Genomic DNA, 15728 nt, shown 5'->3' on the forward strand with positions numbered 1-15728 from the left:
GGTCGGGCGGTCTCGCCGTCCGACCGCCCCGGGCCGTAGCCCGAACGGGCCATTGGTGCCGGGCGCCGGAGGGCGGAGAATCGTCGGGTGGCTCACGGTGGAGGCGCCGGCGAGGCCGCGCGCGTGTCGGTGCGTGGCCGGGTGCTCCTGGGCATCGGGTCCGCGCTGGTGGTGGTGCTCGCGCTGACGGTGGTGCTCGCCGAGCGCGCCGGCGCCGACCTGTCCCGCTGCGAGCGCTTCGCCGCGGCGTCCGCCGAGCGGGCGGAGGCGGTGACCGGGGCGGGCGAGGACCTGCTCGTCATCGGTGACTCGTACGCCGCGGGGCTGCGGCTCGACCGGACCGCCGCGTCGTGGCCGAGCCGGCTGCCGGGCCGCGTGCACGTGGCCGGGTTCTCCGGCTCCGGGTTCAGCGCGACCGCCAGCGCCTGCACGGATGTCTCGTTCGCGGCCCGCGCGGCCGCGGCCCTGCGCCGCTCGGGCGCCGGGACCGTCGTCGTCGAGGGCGGGCTCAACGATCACGACCAGTCGGCGGCCGCGGTGACGGCCGGCTTCCGGCAGCTGATGCAGGTCCTCGAGGGCCGCCGCGTCGTGGTCGTCGGCCCGCCGGCCGCGCCCGCGCGGGCCGCGGAGGTGCCGGCCGTCGACCGGCTGCTGGCCGACCTCGCGGCCCGCCACGGCGCGGCGTACGTCGCGACCTCCGACCTCGAGCTGCCCTACCTCGACGACGCGCTGCACCTCACGCCCGAGGGCCACCGCGCCTTCGGCGACGCGGTGGCCCAGCGGATGACCCAGCGGATGGCCGCTCAGCTGCTGAACGCCGCGTCGAACGACGCCGCGGGCGGGTCGTAGTCGAAGCGCCGGAGGAACTCCAGCGCCTCCGGCGCCCCGTGCAGGCGGTCCATGCCGGCGTCCTCCCACTCCACCGAGACCGGCCCGTCGTACCCGATGGCGGCCAGGGCCCGGAAGCAGTCCTCCCACGGCACGTCGCCGCGTCCGGTGGAGACGAAGTCCCAGCCGCGCCGCTGGTCGCCCCACGGCAGGTGCGAGGACAGCACGCCGTTGCGGCCGCCGCCCAGGCGCATCCGGGTGTCCTTGCAGTCGACGTGGTAGATCCGGTCGGCGAAGTCGGTGATGAACGCGACCGGGTCGAGGTCCTGCCACATCATGTGGCTGGGGTCCCAGTTGAGCCCGAACGCCTCGCGGTGCCCGATCGCCTCCAGGGTGCGCACCGTGGACCAGTAGTCGTAGGCGATCTCGGAGGGGTGCACCTCGTGGGCGAAGCGGACGCCGCACTCGTCGAAGACGTCGAGGATCGGGTTCCAGCGGTCGGCGAAGTCCTGGTAGCCCGCCTCGATCCGCGCCGCGGGGACGGGCGGGAACATCGCGACGTAGGGCCAGATCGAGGACCCGGTGAACCCGACGACCGTCGAGACGCCCATCCGCTGCGCGAGCCGCGCGGTCAGCTGCAGCTCCTCCGCGGCGCGCGTGCGCACCCCCTCGGGGTCGCCGTCGCCCCAGACCCGCTCGCGCACGATCGCGCGGTGCCGCTCGTCGACCGGGTCGTCGCAGACGGTCTGGCCGGTGAGGTGGTTGGAGATCGTCCAGACGCCGAGCCCGTGCCGCTCGAGGATCTCGAGGCGGCCCTCGACGTACCCGGGCTCGTCCCAGCGCCAGGCGTCCAGGTGCTCGCCGGAGACGGCGATCTCGAGGCCGTCGTACCCCCAGCCGGCGGCGAGCCGCGCGACCTCCTCGAGCGGCAGGTCGGCCCACTGGCCGGTGAACAGGGTGAAGCGCTTGCCCATCAGAGCTCCTCGGTGTCGATGTCGACGCGGGCCCCCGAGCGTCCCGCACTGTCCTCGACCGCCGCCAGCACCCGCTGCACCGCGAGGCCGTCGGCGAACGACGGCGACGGGTCGGTCCCGGCACCGATCGCGGCGAGGAAGTCGGCGGCCTGGGCGAGGAACGTGCTGTCCCAGCCCAGGACGTGGCCGGGCGGCCACCAGGCGTCGAGGTAGGGGTGGTCGGTCTCGGTGACCAGCACCCGGCAGCCGTCGACCTGCAGCTCGTTGAGCCGCTCGAGGTCGAAGGCGAGCGAGCCGCGGTCGCCGTACACCTCCAGGGAGAGGCCGTTCTTGCGCCCGGTCGCCATCCGGCTGACCTCCACGCTCGCGACCGCGCCGGAGGCCAGCTCGAGCGTCGCCCACGCGGCGTCGTCGACGGTGACCGGCTCGGGGCCGTTCGGCCCGGTGCGCTCGGTGACGAACGTGCGCAGGTGCCCGCGCGCCCCGGTGACCCGGTCGCCGAGCAGGTGGTGCAGCTGGTCGACGACGTGCGAGCCGAGGTCGCCGAGGACGCCCGAGCCCGCGGACTCGCGCCGCAGCCGCCAGGTCATCGGCGCCGCCGCGTCGGCCAGCCAGTCCTGGAGGTACGCCGCCCGCACCTGGCGGACGGTCCCGATCCGGCCCTCGGCGATCAGCGCGCGGGCGAGCGCGAGCGCCGGCACCCGGCGGTAGTTGAACCCGATCATCGACCGTACGCCGCGGCCCGCGGCGTCCGCGGCGGCGGCGACCATCGCCTCCGCCTCGGCGACGGTGTTCGCGAGCGGCTTCTCGACCAGCACGTGCTTGCCCGCGGCCAGCGCCGCGAGCGCGATCTCGGCGTGCGTCTCGCCGGGGGTGCAGATGTCGACGACGTCGACGTCGTCGCGGTCGAGGAGCTCGGTCCAGTCGGTGGCGGACTCGGCCCAGCCGTAGCGCTCGGCGGCGTCCTCGACCGCCCGCTCGTCGCGGCCGACCAGCACCTGCTGGCGGACCCGCGGCACGTCGGGGAAGAACGCCGCGACGTTGCGCCAGGCGTGGGAGTGGGCCTTGCCCATGAAGGAGTAGCCAACGACGGCGACGCCGAGGGGGCGGGTGGGGCTATCGGACACGGAGGTCTCCGTCCAGGGAGCGCAGGAAGGCCAGGCCGTCGCGGGCCAGGTCGTCGGGGGAGTCGGCCAGCGGTCGCCAGATCGAGGCGGCGACCGCGATCACAGCATTGTCGGGGGTGAAGCTCTCGATGTTCAGCGCGCCGGCGTACCCGACCTCGTCGAGGGCGGCGAGCAGCGCCGGCCAGTCGGTCTGGTCGCCACCGGGGGCGCCGCGGTCGTTGCCGCAGACCTGCACGTGCACGAGGTGCCGCCCCGCCCGGCGTACGGCGTCCGCGGTGGAGCGCTCCTCGATCCCGAGGTGGTAGGTGTCGAGCGCGAGCCCGAGGTGCGGGCCGAGCAGCGGGCCGAGCGCGGTGAGCGCCTGGTCGACGGTGTTGAGGAACGAGGTCTCGTAGCGGTTGAGCGGCTCGATCCCGATCGCGACGCCGGCCGCCGCCGCGTGGTCGGCGACGGGCGCGAGGTGGCCGCGCCACTCGTCGTACGCCGCGTCGCGCTCGGCGGCGGTCATCCGCCAGACGCGCCCGGTCTGCGCGTAGAAGGGGCCGCAGACGCTGCTCGCGCCGACCGCGGCGGCGAGGTCGACGCAGCCCCGCAGGTAGTCCTGGGTGCCGGCGACGGTCGCGGCGTCGGTGGCCACCAGGTCGCGGCCCGGCGCCATCGCGCCCACGACGTACGGCGCCAGGCCGGAGGCCGCGACGGCGGCGGCGGTGCGGGCGGGGTCGAGGTCGCCGACCTGCTCGAGCGGCAGCTCGACCGCGTCGAAGCCGAGTCCGGCGACGGTGTCGAGCAGCCCGGGCAGGTTCGCGTCGGTGAGCGGGGAGGTCCACACCCAGGTGTTGACGCCCAGGGCTCGCGGGCGGGAGGAGGCAGGCACGGCAGGCCTTCCGGGTCGGGGAGTCGGGACGCGCGGGCGGACCGGCCGGGGGCGGGAGAGAGGCGCCCCCGGCCGGTGGTCGGAGCCCGGTCAGGGGATCTTGCGGTCCTGCCACACGTCCGGGTAGCCGGTCAGGTCCTCGCCGCCGAACTTGGCGTAGTGCCCGTCGGGCATGCCGTCGTTGGCGTCGAGGTACTCCGTCCGCTCCTCCTCGGTGATCGGGGCCTGCGGTAGCACCCACTCCTTCGGGACCTCCTCGCCCGCGACGATGCTCTGGATCGCCAGGAGCGGGGTGCGCCACTGGAAGTTGGAGTAGACGGGCGCGAGGCCGGTCAGCCCGGTCTCCTCCCACTTCCGCAGGAAGCTCATCTCGTCCTCGCCGGTCATCACCGGGTAGTCGACGCCGGCGTCCTCGAAGGCCTCGATCGCCGCGACGGCGCCGTCGCCGGCGTCCATCCACACGCCCTGCACGTCGCCCTGGACCAGCTCGTCGGAGATGATCTTCTTGATCTCGGTCGGGTCGGCGCCGGTGAAGTAGTCGACCGCGTCGATGCCGTTCTCCTCGAAGATCTTCTCGGCCGCGGCCCAGCGGGTCTCGAGCACGTCGACGCCCGGCAGGATCCGCAGCGCGATGACCTTGTCGCCCTCCTCGAGCTCCTCGCTGAGGAAGGTCGCGGTGTCGATGCCCCAGGCGTAGCCGCCGATCGGGTGGATGAACGTGGTGTAGCAGTCGGTCTCGACGCCGCGGTCGAAGACGATGACCGGCTTGCCGGTCTCGCACGCCCGCTCGACGGCCGGGGTCATCGCCGCGGTGGAGTTCGGCGAGATCACGAAGACGTCGCAGTTCCCCTCGCTGATGAAGTAGTCGATGTCGGCGATCTGGGTGTTGTCGTCGTCCTGGGCGTCGCGGGTCTCCATCTCGGAGATCACGCCCTCGTCCTGGAGCTCCTGGAGCTGCTGGTTCATGGTGATCCAGCCGGTCTGGCGCCAGGGGTTGGAGATCGAGGCGTTCGCGAAGCAGACCTTCTGCGGGTCCTGCGAGGCGTACGACGAGGTGTCGGTCATCTCGCCGTCGATGTACTGCAGCCACGGCTGCTCGGGGTCGCCCTCGAACGTCGCCGAGCGCTGCGCGTCCTGCTCGTCGTAGTCCTCCTGCACGAACCACTCCTCGCTGGACTGGGTCTCCTCCTCCGTGCCGCCGTCCTCCGAGGAGGTGGACGCTGGCGGGTCGTCGACGGAGTCGTCGGTGCTGCAGCCGGCCAGGACGGCCAGCGCGGCGGCGGACGCCACGGCGCCCCTGAGCAGCCTGCTGGGCAACGCTGTGCGCATCAGTTGTCTCCTGTGGTTGTGCCCGGGGTGGGCGGGTGGTCGGGGGAGGACGGGGTACGCCGGCCCGGGCGCCGCCCGAGGCTCCAGGCGCGGCCGGCGACGGCGACGGCGGCGATGATGATCAGGCCCTGCACGGTGTCGCGCCAGGTGGACTCGATGCCGAGGGCGGTGAGCAGGACGAAGAGCAGCTCGAGCGCGACCGCGCCGGCCGCCGCCGAGAGCACCCAGCCGCGTCCGCCGCCGAGCAGCACGCCGCCGAGGACGACGGCCGTGATCGCGGTGAACTCGTAGCCCTGGCCGACCGAGGGGTGCACCCCGGCGTACCCGACCAGGATGATCCCGGCGACGGTGGCCGAGAGCGACGAGATCACGAACGCCCGGGTCTTGAGCCACCACAGCGAGCTGCCGGAGACCCGGGCGGCCTCGGCGTTGTCGCCGGCGGCGACCAGGCTGCGACCGAACGGGCGGCGCATCGACCAGGACGCCAGCGCACCGAGCGCGGCCAGGACGAGCAGCGGGTAGGGGATCACGTCGACGACCGGGACGTCCTGGATGCCCCCGCGGCCGATCTCGCGGAACGAGTCGGCCGGGTTGCCGGTCGCGGCGCCGCCGGTCAGGTAGTCCACGAGCCCGCCGAGCGCCAGCATCATGCCGAGCGTGACGATGAAGCTGGGGACGCCGAGGAGCGTCGTCGCCAGCCCGTTGACCACGCCGACGAGCACGCCGACGGCCAGCATCAGCAGCGTGACGGGGAGGATCCGGCTCTCGTCCTGGCCGATCAGGTTGCCGGCCATCACGACCTGGGTGGCGACGACCGCGCCCATCGACAGGTCGAACTCGCCGGAGACGATCACGTAGTACTGGCCGATGGCGGCGATCGCGATCGGCGCGGTGCGGCCCAGGAACCGGATGATCACGCCGGGGTCGCCGAAGTTCGGGTTGGCCAGGATCGTGGCGACGAGCAGCGCCACGACCAGCACGTAGACCGCCCCGCCGGGGGTGGCGAGCGCCGCGGCGGCGCGGCCGGTCCAGCTGCGGTGGTGGGCGGCGAGCGGCGGGCGCTGCGCGCGCTCGGGGACCAGGGTCGGGGTGCTCACTTCGCCTCCTGGAGTGCGGCATCGAGGCCGGTGGGGCGCTCGAACCGGGCGGGGCGCCGCTCGAGCTCGCGGCGGGCGTAGACCGCGACCGCCACCACGATCACCAGGCCGCGGACGACGTCCTGGAGGAACGGGTTGACGCCCATCACGCCCATGACGTTGTCGAGGACGGAGAAGATCGCGACGCCGGCGAGGGTGCCGACGATGTTGCCCTTGCCGCCGGCCAGCAGGGTGCCGCCGAGCACGACCGCGGCGATCGACATCAGGTCGTAGTCGCCCTGGCTGCCGATGGTGGGGCTTCCGACGCTGAGCCGGGCGACCAGCAGCAGCCCGGCCAGCGCAGCCAGCACCGAGGACAGGGTGTGCGCCACCAGCACCGGCACCGAGGTGCGCAGGCCGGAGAGCCGGGCGACGTCGCGGTTGCCGCCCACGGCGTACAGGTGGTGGCCGATGCGGGTGCGCCGCAGCATCACCACGACGAGCACCGCGCAGCCGAGCAGGATCAGCGTGGAGACCGGGACCGGGCCGACGTTGGTGGCGCCGACGAGGCGGAACGAGCGCGGCGCCAGGCCGTGGCTGCCCTGGTAGTGGGTGGCGAGGTAGCCGCTGATCACCAGGCCGGTGCCCAGGGTGGCGATGAACCCGTGGACGCCGAGGTAGGCGACGATCGCGCCGTTGACCAGGCCGACGGCGGCGGCGACGACGACCGCGTAGGCGACCGCCGGCAGCACGTTGGCGTCCTCGCCGGCCATGGTGCCGGCGGCGAGCACGCTGACCAGGCTGACGACGTACGGCACCGAGAGGTCGAGGCTGCCGACCAGGATCACCAGCGTCTGCCCGATCGCGATGAACCCCAGGATGCTGACGCCGGTCAGCAGCGCGGAGATGTTGCCCGAGCTGAGGAAGTTGCGCCCCTCGACCGCGGTCAGCACGAACCCGACGACCAGGCTGAGCACCAGCAGCGCCAGGACGATGCCGGTGGAGGTGAGCCGCCCGGCGCGCTCGGCGAGGGCGCTCACCGGGGGACCGCCTCGGTGTCGGGTGCTTCCGTGACGCCGGTGGCGACCTGCAGCACCTGCTCCTCGGTGGAGCCGGCCGGCAGCTCGCCGGCCAGCCGCCCGTCGCGCATCACCAGGATCCGGTCGGACATGCCGATCACCTCCGGCAGCTCGCTGGAGACCATGAGGACGGCGACGCCCTGGGCCGCGAGCATCCGCATCAGCTCGTAGATGGAGTGCTTGGCGCCGACGTCGATGCCGCGGGTGGGCTCGTCCATCAGCATCACGCGGGGCCCGGTGGCCAGCCAGCGGGCCAGGACGACCTTCTGCTGGTTGCCGCCGGAGAGGAACTGCACCTCCTGGTCGGTCGCCCGCGCCGAGACCTCGAGCGAGGACAGCAGCCCCGGCACCTCGCGCCGGGCCGCGCCGGTGCGCCGCGGGAAGACGGCGCGGACGACGGCGAGGGCGTTGTCGAGGATGGTCTGGTTGAGCGCGAGCCCGGTGGCCTTGCGGTCCTCGGTGACCAGCGCCAGGCCGGCGCGGACGGCGGCCCGCGGCGAGCGGGGTCGTACGTCGCGTCCCGCCACGCGCATCGTGCCGCGGGTCAGCGGGCGGACGCCGAAGACCGCCTCGAGCAGCTCGGTGCGGCCCGAGCCCTGGAGCCCGGCGATGCCCACGACCTCCCCCGCCCGCAGGGTCAGGTCGACGCCGTCGACGTACCCGTTGCCGGCGTCGCGCAGCTCCAGCAGCGGCTCGCCGACCTCGGTGCCGGGCAGCGGGTCGGGGAAGAAGGAGGAGATCGAGCGGCCGACCATCAGCCGCACCAGCTCGGCGTCGTCGAGGTCCTCCGCCGGCTGCGTGGTGACCTGGCGGCCGTCCTTGAGCACGGTGATCGTGTCGCAGAGGTCGAAGACCTCCTGGAGCCGGTGGGAGACGTAGATGATCGCCACGCCGCGCGCGGTCAGCCGGGCGATCACGGAGTAGAGCAGCTCGACCTCGTGCTCGGCGAGGGCGGCGGTGGGCTCGTCCATCTGGATGATCCGGGCGTCGTAGCTGACCGCCTTGGCGATCTCGACGACCTGCTGCTCGGCGACCGAGAGGGTGCGCACCCGGCGCCCCGGCTCGAGCCCGGCCACGCCGAGCCCGTCGAGCAGCTCGGCGGTGTCGCGCTGCATGCGCTCGACGTCGACGAGGCCGCGGCGGCGCGGCTCACGGCCGAGGTGGACGTTCTCGGCGATCGAGCGCTCCGGCAGCAGGTTGAACTCCTGGAAGACCGTGGAGAGACCGGCCTGCTGCGCCTGCACGGGGTGGCTGAACGAGACCTGTCGGCCGCCGACCTCGATGGTGCCGGAGTCGGGGGAGTGCACCCCGGCGAGCAGCTTCATCAGCGTCGACTTGCCGGCGCCGTTCTCCCCGACCAGGCCGAGCACCTGCCCGGCGCGCAGCTCCAGGTCGGCGTCGGCGAGCACGGTGTGGCCCACGAAGCTCTTCGTCAGCCCGCGGGCACGGAGCACCACCTCGCCGGTCACGGGCGGCTCGGAGATCGGTGACGTGGTCACGCACGGCACTGTGACACGGGTCACGTACTTATGTCGAGGGTCCGTCAGAAGTTGGCCGGTGGACGTCCAGAAGTCCCCGTGGAACACTTCCGGCCGTGCGGACCAGCGACGTCTTCGAGCTCCTGCGGGACGGACAGCCGCGCACCCGCGCCCAGCTCGCGGAGACCTCGGGGCTCGCGCGGTCCACGATCGCCTCGCGGATCGACGCGCTGATGCGGCTCGGCCTGGTCGCGCCGTACGGCGGTGGGGTCTCGACCGGGGGACGCCCCCCGTCGCTGCTCGCGCTCAACCCGCTGGCCTGGACCGTGGCCGGCGTCGACATCGGCGCCACCCACGCGACCGCGGCGCTGGCCGACCTCGCCGGCACCATCCTGGTCGAGCACCGCGACGACCTCGACGTCGCGCTCGGCCCCGAGCACGTGCTGGGCTGGGTGGAGGGCGTCGTCGCCGACCTGCTCGCCGCCCAGGGCCGCAGCCGCCACAAGCTGGCGGCCATCGGCGTCGGTCTGCCCGGCCCGGTGGAGCACTCGACCGGCCGGGCGATCAACCCGCCGATCATGCCCGGCTGGGACGGGTACGACGTGCCCGGCCACCTGCAGCGCGCGTTCGACGTCCCGGTGCTCGTCGACAACGACGTGAACATCATGGCGCTGGGCGAGCAGCACGCCCACCTGCCCGACATCGACGACCTGGTGTTCATCAAGGTCAGCACCGGCATCGGCGCCGGGATCGTCTCCGGCGGCAGGCTCCAGCGCGGCGCCCAGGGCACCGCCGGCGACCTCGGCCACGTGGCCGTCGCCCGCGCCGGCGAGGTGCTCTGCCGCTGCGGCAACCACGGCTGCCTCGAGGCGATCGCGGCCGGTCCCGCGATCGCGCGCGGCCTGCGCGAGGTCGGCGTCGAGGCGGTCGCCGGCCAGGACGTCGTCGCCCTCGTCCGCAGCGGCGACCCGCGGGCGGTGCAGGCGGTCCGGCAGGCCGGCCGCGACCTCGGCGAGGTGCTGGCGACGCTGGTCAACGTGATCAACCCGTCCGCCATCGTCGTCGGCGGGGCGCTCGCCGACGCCGGGGAGAGCCTGCTCGCCGGGATCCGCGAGGTCGTCTACCAGCGCTCGCTGCCGCTGGCGACCCAGCACCTGCGGATCACGACGTCGCAGGCGGGGGAGCGCGCGGGCGTGATCGGCGCCGCGGCGCTGGCGATCGGCCACGTGCTGTCGCCGGAGTACATCGACAACGCGACCGCCGCGGTCGGCTAGCCCTGGCCGGGGCCGGCGAGCCCCGCGAGCCGGATCAGGTCGGCGAGCACCACGTCGACCTGCGCGATCAGCGTCACGTGCCCCTCGTCCTCGAACAGGTGCGCCTCCGCGCCCGGCACGTGCGCGGCGAGCCAGGCACCGTGCTCGTAGGGCACCATCGCGTCCTGCCGGCCCTGCCAGACCGCGACGGGCACGCGCACGTCGGCGAGGTCGAAGCCCCACGGGCCGACGATCGCCAGGCCGTCCTCGACGGCGCCGACGATGCCCTGCGCGCCGGCCCGGCGGAACGTCTCCGCGGTCCACGCCGCGAAGTCGCCGGTCATCGCCGCCGCGTCCGTGGGGGTGAGCACCCCGCCGAACGCGGCCGCGACGTCGTCTGCGGTGGCGGTGAAGAGCGGCGTCAGGCTGTGCGCCAGCAGCTCCTCGTACGCCGCCCGGCCCTGCGCCGCCGCCTCGAAGTCCTCGATGTTCTCCGGGCCCATGCCGGCGTACCAGTCCAGGCCCGCGGCGTCGTACGGCGCGACGCCGGCGAGCGTGCCCGCGGCCCGGCACCGGGCGGGGAGCAGCGCCGCGCAGGCCAGCGCCCGGGGGCCGCCGCCGGACCAGCCGAGGGTCAGGAACTCGTCGAGGTCGAGGGCGTCGAGGATCGTGACCACGTCGGCGACGTCCTCGGCGACCCGGGGGCCGTCGAGCGTCGGCGGCCGGGGCGTGGACGCGCCGTACCCGGGCCGGGAGTAGGTGACCAGCCGCAGCCCGAGGCGGGCGGCGGCCTCGTCGAGGGGCCGGTAGCGGACCGCTGCGGTCGGCGTACCGCCGTGCAGGAGGAGCGGGAACCCGCCGGCGTCGCCGCCGGCCAGCACCTCCAGCTCGCGTCCGTCGGGGGTGGTCACCAGCAGCGTGCCGTCGCCGGCGGAGGTGTCGTCCACCGCACCAGCGTAGGCGCCTGGGGACGGCCGCGCCCGATGGTCGGTGAGGCCGTCTAGGGTGCTCGGGTGCCCGACGCCGACCGCCCCGACCAGACCGTCCCGGAGGTGCTCGCGGCTGCCGTCTCCGCGCTCGGCGGCCAGGAGCGCGAGGGGCAGGTCGCGATGGCGGAGGCGGTCGCGGCGGCGATGTCCGACGGCCGGCACCTGCTCGTCCAGGCCGGCACCGGCACCGGCAAGTCGCTGGGCTACCTGGTGCCCAGCCTGCTCCACGGCGAGCGGGTCGTGGTCGCCACCGCGACCCTCGCCCTGCAGCACCAGCTGGTCGAGCGAGACCTGCCGCGGCTCGCCGAGGCGGTCAAGGGCGTGCCCGGCGTCGACACGTCGTACGCCGTGCTGAAGGGCCGCTCCAATTACGCCTGCCTGCACCGCGTGCGCGAGGGCGTGCCCGACGACCAGGGCGCGCTGGTGAAGATGCCCGAGGGCTCGCTGGGCGCCAAGGTGCTCGAGCTCCGGTCCTGGGTCGAGCAGGAGGCCGAGGACGGCGGCACCGGCGAGCGCGACCACGCGCCGCGGCACACCGACCGCGAGTGGCGCCAGGTGAGCGTCAACCACCGCGAGTGCCTGGGCGCCGCGAAGTGCCCGTTCGGCCAGGAGTGCTTCGCCGAGCTGGCGCGCGAGCGGGCGCACAAGTCCCACCTCGTGGTCACCAACCACTCGCTGCTCGCGATCGACGCGATCGAGGGGGTGCCGATGATCCCCGACTACGACGTGGTGGTCATCGACGAGGCCCACGAGCTCACCGCCCGGGTCACCCAGGCCGCCACCGACGAGCTGTGGGCCGCCGAGGTCGAGCGCGCGGCCCGCCGGTCGCAGCGGTACGTCGACGGCTCGGAGGCCGACGACCTCGCCGACGCGGCCGACGCGCTGCGCGGCGCGATCGGCGACGCAACCCCGGGCCGCTTCGAGCGGGTGCCCGACGACCTCGCGGACGCGCTGGCCCTGGTGCGCGACGCGGCGCGCGCGTGCTTCTCGGCGTACCCCAAGGCCGACGGGGGCGAGAAGGGCGGCGACGCCGACGCCGGCCGCACCCAGGCCCGCGGCGCGGTGCAGGAGGTGTTCGCGACCGCCGAGCGGATGGCGGCGGGCTCCGACGCCGACGTGCTGTGGCTCTCCGAGGGCACCGACCGGATCCCCCCGCGGCTGTGCGTGGCGCCGCTCCAGGTCTGGGGCACGATGCGCGACAAGCTGCTCACCGACAAGACCGTCGTGATGACCTCGGCGACGCTGATGCTGGGCGGCGACTTCGGCAACCTCGCCTCCAGCGTGGGGCTCAAGCCGTCCGAGCGGGTGCTCGAGGGGGCGCCCGCGTCGGCCTCCGCCAGCGGCGCCGGTGACACCAAGGGCACCGCGCTGCCGTGGCGCGGCGTCGACGTCGGCTCGCCGTTCGACTACGGCCGGCAGGGGATCCTCTACGTCGCGCGGCACCTCCCGCCGCCCGGCCGCGACGGCCTGGGCCCGGCCCAGCTCGACGAGATCGTCGAGCTCGTCGACGCCGCCGAGGGCCGCACGCTCGGGCTGTTCTCCTCCCGGCGCGCGGCCGAGACCGCAGCGGAGGCGGTCCGCGAGCGGCTCCCGCACCTGACCACCCTCGCGCAGGGCGACGCCCAGCTGCCCGAGCTCGCCAAGCAGTTCGTCGAGGACCCGCACACCTGCCTGTTCGGCACGCTCTCCCTGTGGCAGGGGCTCGACGTGCCGGGCGAGACCTGCCAGCTGGTGCTGATCGACCGGATCCCGTTCCCGCGGCCCGACGACCCGCTGATGTCCGCGCGCCAGAAGGCCGCCGACAAGGCCGGCGGCAACGGCTTCATGCAGGTCGCCGCCACCCACGCCGCCCTGCTTCTCGCCCAGGGCGCCGGCCGGCTGATCCGCACCACCACCGACCGCGGCGTGGTCGCCGTCCTCGACCCGAGGCTCGCGACCGCCCGCTACGGAGGCTTCCTCAAGTCCAGCCTCCCGCCGATGTGGACCACCACCGACCCCGCCGTCGTCCGGAAGGCCCTCTCCCGCCTCGCCGCCGACCCCAGCTGACGCCCCCTGGAGGCCGAGTCGGCGTGAGTGTGCACGGGTCCCGCCGGGACGTCATACGAACGGGTGGCGATGACGACCAGGGCGTATGACGTCCGGCGCACGAACGCTCACCTGCTGTAGCGGGTGGCCTTCTTCGTCGACACCGTGAGCCGCGCCCGCTGGTTGTCGTCGCGGGGCGCCCCCTGGCAGGAGAAGTAGCTGCCCTGGAAGCAGTCGAAGCGGCGGCTGGCGTTGACCATCGTCACCTCGGCGTAGCGGATCGCGCGGGACCCGAACGGCACCGTGACGCCGCCGCGTCCGGACCGGCCGAGACGGACCAGCCGGGTCTGGAACCGACCGGACTTGGTGCGCACGGTGACCACCGCGGCGGGCGAGGCCACCTTCGGCCCGAGGTCGACGGCGACTCGCAGGCGCCAGGCCTTGCCCATCGACCCGCGCCGCTGGACGCGCACCGTCGAGCTGCTCAGGTGGTCGATCCGGGTGGTGGTGCGGCGGGTGTCGCGGCGACCGACGCGGAGCACGCCCGCCAAGGCGGCGACGGGGTACGACGCGCCCTCGTCGTACGCCGTGGCCGGCCGGCGGTTGGCGGCAGCGAAGCGCGCGACGGTGCGCGGGAGCTTCATCTTGCGCGCGGCCAGCACCGCGGCGACGGCCCGCATCGAGTGCGGGTCGGTGCGGCGGGCGTTGCCGGCCGCCTTGCGCCACATGTCCCGGACGATCGTGGGCAGCCCGCCCTGGGCGGCGGGGGAGCGCTCGGTGAGGTAGCGGAAGAAGATCCAGCTGCCGTAGACGCGGATCCCGGAGCCGTCGTCGATCGACCGCGACGGCTGCGCGAGCGGGCTCTGCCGGAGGTACTGCCGGTTGTCGTTGACCCCGTCGTACAGCTCGTCCTCGACCCAGGCCGCGGTCGACTCCAGGAACCAGCCGTCCTCGAAGATGTCGTAGGCGTACTGGACGGCGTGGAAGTACTCGTGCGCCGCGGTCACCTGGAGGTTCTCCAGCGGGGTGTTCGCCGGGAACTCGGCCCTGCTGTAGTCGTCGTCGAGCACGCAGTAGGCGGGCGCCGCGGGCCGGGTCGGCTCGTCGTCGGGCGCGCAGTAGCCGTAGAGCCCGTCGGAGCCGATGTCGGCGAGGTAGATGTCGGTCTTGGCGTTGCCGCCGCGGTTGCCGTCGGCCACCGGCGTGCGATAGCCGGCGCGGACGTAGGTGTCGTGGATCGAGGTCAGCGTGGCCAGCACGGTCTCGACGTGGTCGGGGATCCCGTCGCCGTCACCGTCGGCGAGGTCGGGAGCGTCGCCGGTGGCCCGGGCCCAGTGGACGCAGACGACCCCGCAGGTCGAGGTGGGGTCGGCGTTGGGGCCGTAGCCGTTGCCGAGCGGGTCGCGCGGGCCGTCGGTGGGCCGGGCCAGGATCCGGTCGGCCTCGCCGAAGCGGTCCTCGGGCAGGTCGCCGGCCGCGAGCGCCAGGTCGTGCAGCACGATCGTGGCGTCGCGGCCCTGCGGGTCGCCGGAGAGCACGTCGCGCGCCTCCTCGAGCACCTCGACCGCGGCGGCCTCCGTGCCGCCCTCCGTGCCGGCCGCAGGACCCGGCGTCGGGTCGGTCGCCGCCGGCGCCGCGACCGCGGGGCCGGGCGCCGTCAGCAGCGAGGCGGCGACCGCCAGGGCGCCGAGGACGACGGCGGCCGTGCGAGTGCGGGGACGAGCGGGCACGAGGATCTCCATCCGAGAACGAGCGACGAGCAGACGTCGATCCTCGCACGCAGCGCCGACAACCTCAGACTCGTCGCAGGACCGCGGTGACCTTCCCGAGGATCGTCGCGTGGGTGCCGTCGATCGGGTCGTAGGCGTCGTTGTGGGGGAGCAGCCAGACCTTGCCGTCCTTGCGGCGGAACGTCTTGACCGTCGCCTCGCCGTCGAGCAGCGCGGCGACCATGTCGCCGTTCTCGGCGGTCTGCTCGCGCCGGATCACGACGTAGTCACCGCTGCAGATCGCCGCGTCGATCATCGAGTCGCCGGAGACCTCGAGCAGGAACAGCTCGCCCTCGCCGACCAGCTGCTTAGGCAGCGGGAAGACGTCCTCGAAGCGCTCCTCGGCCAGGATCGGGCCACCGGCCGCGATCCGCCCGAGCAGCGGGACGTTGGTCGGGACCGGGGCGGCGTCGCCGACACCGGTCTCGTCGTACGACGACTCCTCGGCGCTGCTGAGCGTGCGGCGGGCCGCCATCACCTCGGGCAGGAACACCTCGAGCGCGCGCGGCCGGTTGGGGTCGCGCTTGAGGAACCCCTTCTCCTCCAGGACCTTCAGCTGGTGGGCCACGCTCGAGGAGCTGGTCAGACCGACGGCCTGCCCGATCTCACGCATGCTCGGCGGGTAGCCGCGCTTCTCGATGCTGTCCTTGATGTGGCCGAGCACGCCCAGCTGGCGGGGGGTGAGGCCGGTCGCGTCGGGCGGCCCGTCGGGCAGCTCGCGGACGTTCTTCTTGGTGGCCATGCGGGACGCCTTTCGTCTGGGCCGTCGACGGCCCGGCTTGCTCGTGGCCCCACGGTAGTCCTCCTGCCGCCCCAGTTTCAAACACTTGTTCGAACGGCGTGTCGTTCGAACAAATGTTCGTCGGACCCTTGATTCTGTTCGAACACCTGATCTAGTCTCGTACACATGTTCGATCCGGACGGACT

General features: G+C 74.1%; 13 protein-coding genes. 3 read left to right on the top strand and 10 right to left on the bottom strand.

The window, feature by feature from the left end; genetic code table 11:
- Positions 1-87: 87 nt before the first annotated feature.
- Positions 88-849: an SGNH/GDSL hydrolase family protein gene (locus tag H4O22_RS04280; protein WP_182525828.1), complete on the top strand. Its 762-nt coding sequence runs from the start codon at positions 88-90 to the stop codon at positions 847-849.
- On the opposite strand, the gene H4O22_RS04285 is transcribed toward H4O22_RS04280, so the two are convergent.
- The 7 genes from H4O22_RS04285 to H4O22_RS04315 all read right to left on the bottom strand — a co-directional run bounded on the left by H4O22_RS04285 (position 804) and on the right by H4O22_RS04315 (position 8786).
- Positions 804-1802, bottom strand: coding sequence for a sugar phosphate isomerase/epimerase family protein (locus tag H4O22_RS04285; protein WP_182525829.1), 999 nt, complete (start codon positions 1800-1802; stop codon positions 804-806). The genes H4O22_RS04280 and H4O22_RS04285 overlap by 46 nt on opposite strands.
- Positions 1802-2929, bottom strand: a complete 1128-nt coding sequence (locus H4O22_RS04290; RefSeq protein ID WP_220451284.1) for a Gfo/Idh/MocA family protein — start codon at positions 2927-2929, stop codon at positions 1802-1804. Before H4O22_RS04290 ends, H4O22_RS04285 begins: the two co-directional genes overlap by 1 nt.
- Positions 2919-3803, bottom strand: a complete 885-nt coding sequence (locus H4O22_RS04295; RefSeq protein ID WP_182525830.1) for a sugar phosphate isomerase/epimerase family protein — start codon at positions 3801-3803, stop codon at positions 2919-2921. The genes H4O22_RS04290 and H4O22_RS04295 overlap by 11 nt, the downstream gene beginning before the upstream one ends.
- Before the next feature lie 90 nt (positions 3804-3893).
- Entirely contained in the window at positions 3894-5132 is a 1239-nt protein-coding gene (locus H4O22_RS04300; RefSeq protein ID WP_182525831.1) for a substrate-binding domain-containing protein, read from the bottom strand.
- A complete protein-coding gene (locus tag H4O22_RS04305) occupies positions 5132-6229 on the bottom strand; it encodes an ABC transporter permease (RefSeq protein ID WP_220451285.1) in 1098 nt (365 codons plus the stop codon). Before H4O22_RS04305 ends, H4O22_RS04300 begins: the two co-directional genes overlap by 1 nt.
- Positions 6226-7248 carry an ABC transporter permease gene (locus tag H4O22_RS04310; protein ID WP_182525832.1) on the bottom strand — a complete coding sequence of 341 codons (1023 nt, stop codon included), beginning with the start codon at positions 7246-7248 and terminating at the stop codon, positions 6226-6228. Before H4O22_RS04310 ends, H4O22_RS04305 begins: the two co-directional genes overlap by 4 nt.
- Complete coding sequence (locus H4O22_RS04315; protein WP_220451286.1) at positions 7245-8786, bottom strand: sugar ABC transporter ATP-binding protein; 1542 nt, start codon at positions 8784-8786, stop codon at positions 7245-7247. Before H4O22_RS04315 ends, H4O22_RS04310 begins: the two co-directional genes overlap by 4 nt.
- A gap of 95 nt (positions 8787-8881) precedes the next feature.
- On the opposite strand from H4O22_RS04315, the gene H4O22_RS04320 reads away from it, so the two are divergent.
- Positions 8882-10039 (top strand): ROK family protein, encoded by a 1158-nt coding sequence (locus H4O22_RS04320; RefSeq protein ID WP_182525833.1) that lies wholly within the window; start codon positions 8882-8884, stop codon positions 10037-10039.
- On the opposite strand, the gene H4O22_RS04325 is transcribed toward H4O22_RS04320, so the two are convergent.
- Positions 10036-10965 (bottom strand): alpha/beta fold hydrolase, encoded by a 930-nt coding sequence (locus H4O22_RS04325; RefSeq protein ID WP_220451287.1) that lies wholly within the window; start codon positions 10963-10965, stop codon positions 10036-10038. The two genes, H4O22_RS04320 and H4O22_RS04325, sit on opposite strands and share 4 nt — an antisense overlap.
- Positions 10966-11031: 66 nt before the next feature.
- Between H4O22_RS04325 and H4O22_RS04330 the strand changes: the two genes are divergently transcribed.
- On the top strand, positions 11032-13053 hold the full coding sequence (locus tag H4O22_RS04330; RefSeq protein ID WP_182525834.1) for an ATP-dependent DNA helicase: 2022 nt from the start codon (positions 11032-11034) through the stop codon (positions 13051-13053).
- A gap of 107 nt (positions 13054-13160) precedes the next feature.
- On the opposite strand, the gene H4O22_RS04335 is transcribed toward H4O22_RS04330, so the two are convergent.
- Together H4O22_RS04335 and lexA are read right to left on the bottom strand one after the other, a co-directional pair.
- Positions 13161-14774, bottom strand: coding sequence for an MXAN_6640 family putative metalloprotease (locus tag H4O22_RS04335; RefSeq protein WP_182525835.1), 1614 nt, complete (start codon positions 14772-14774; stop codon positions 13161-13163).
- 52 nt (positions 14775-14826) lie between these two features.
- Positions 14827-15543 carry a transcriptional repressor LexA gene (lexA, locus tag H4O22_RS04340; protein ID WP_182525836.1) on the bottom strand — a complete coding sequence of 239 codons (717 nt, stop codon included), beginning with the start codon at positions 15541-15543 and terminating at the stop codon, positions 14827-14829.
- Positions 15544-15728 lie beyond the last annotated feature (185 nt).

This window comes from Nocardioides dongkuii (assembly GCF_014127485.1).
In the GTDB taxonomy this organism is placed as follows: Bacteria; Actinomycetota; Actinomycetes; order Propionibacteriales; family Nocardioidaceae; genus Nocardioides; species Nocardioides dongkuii.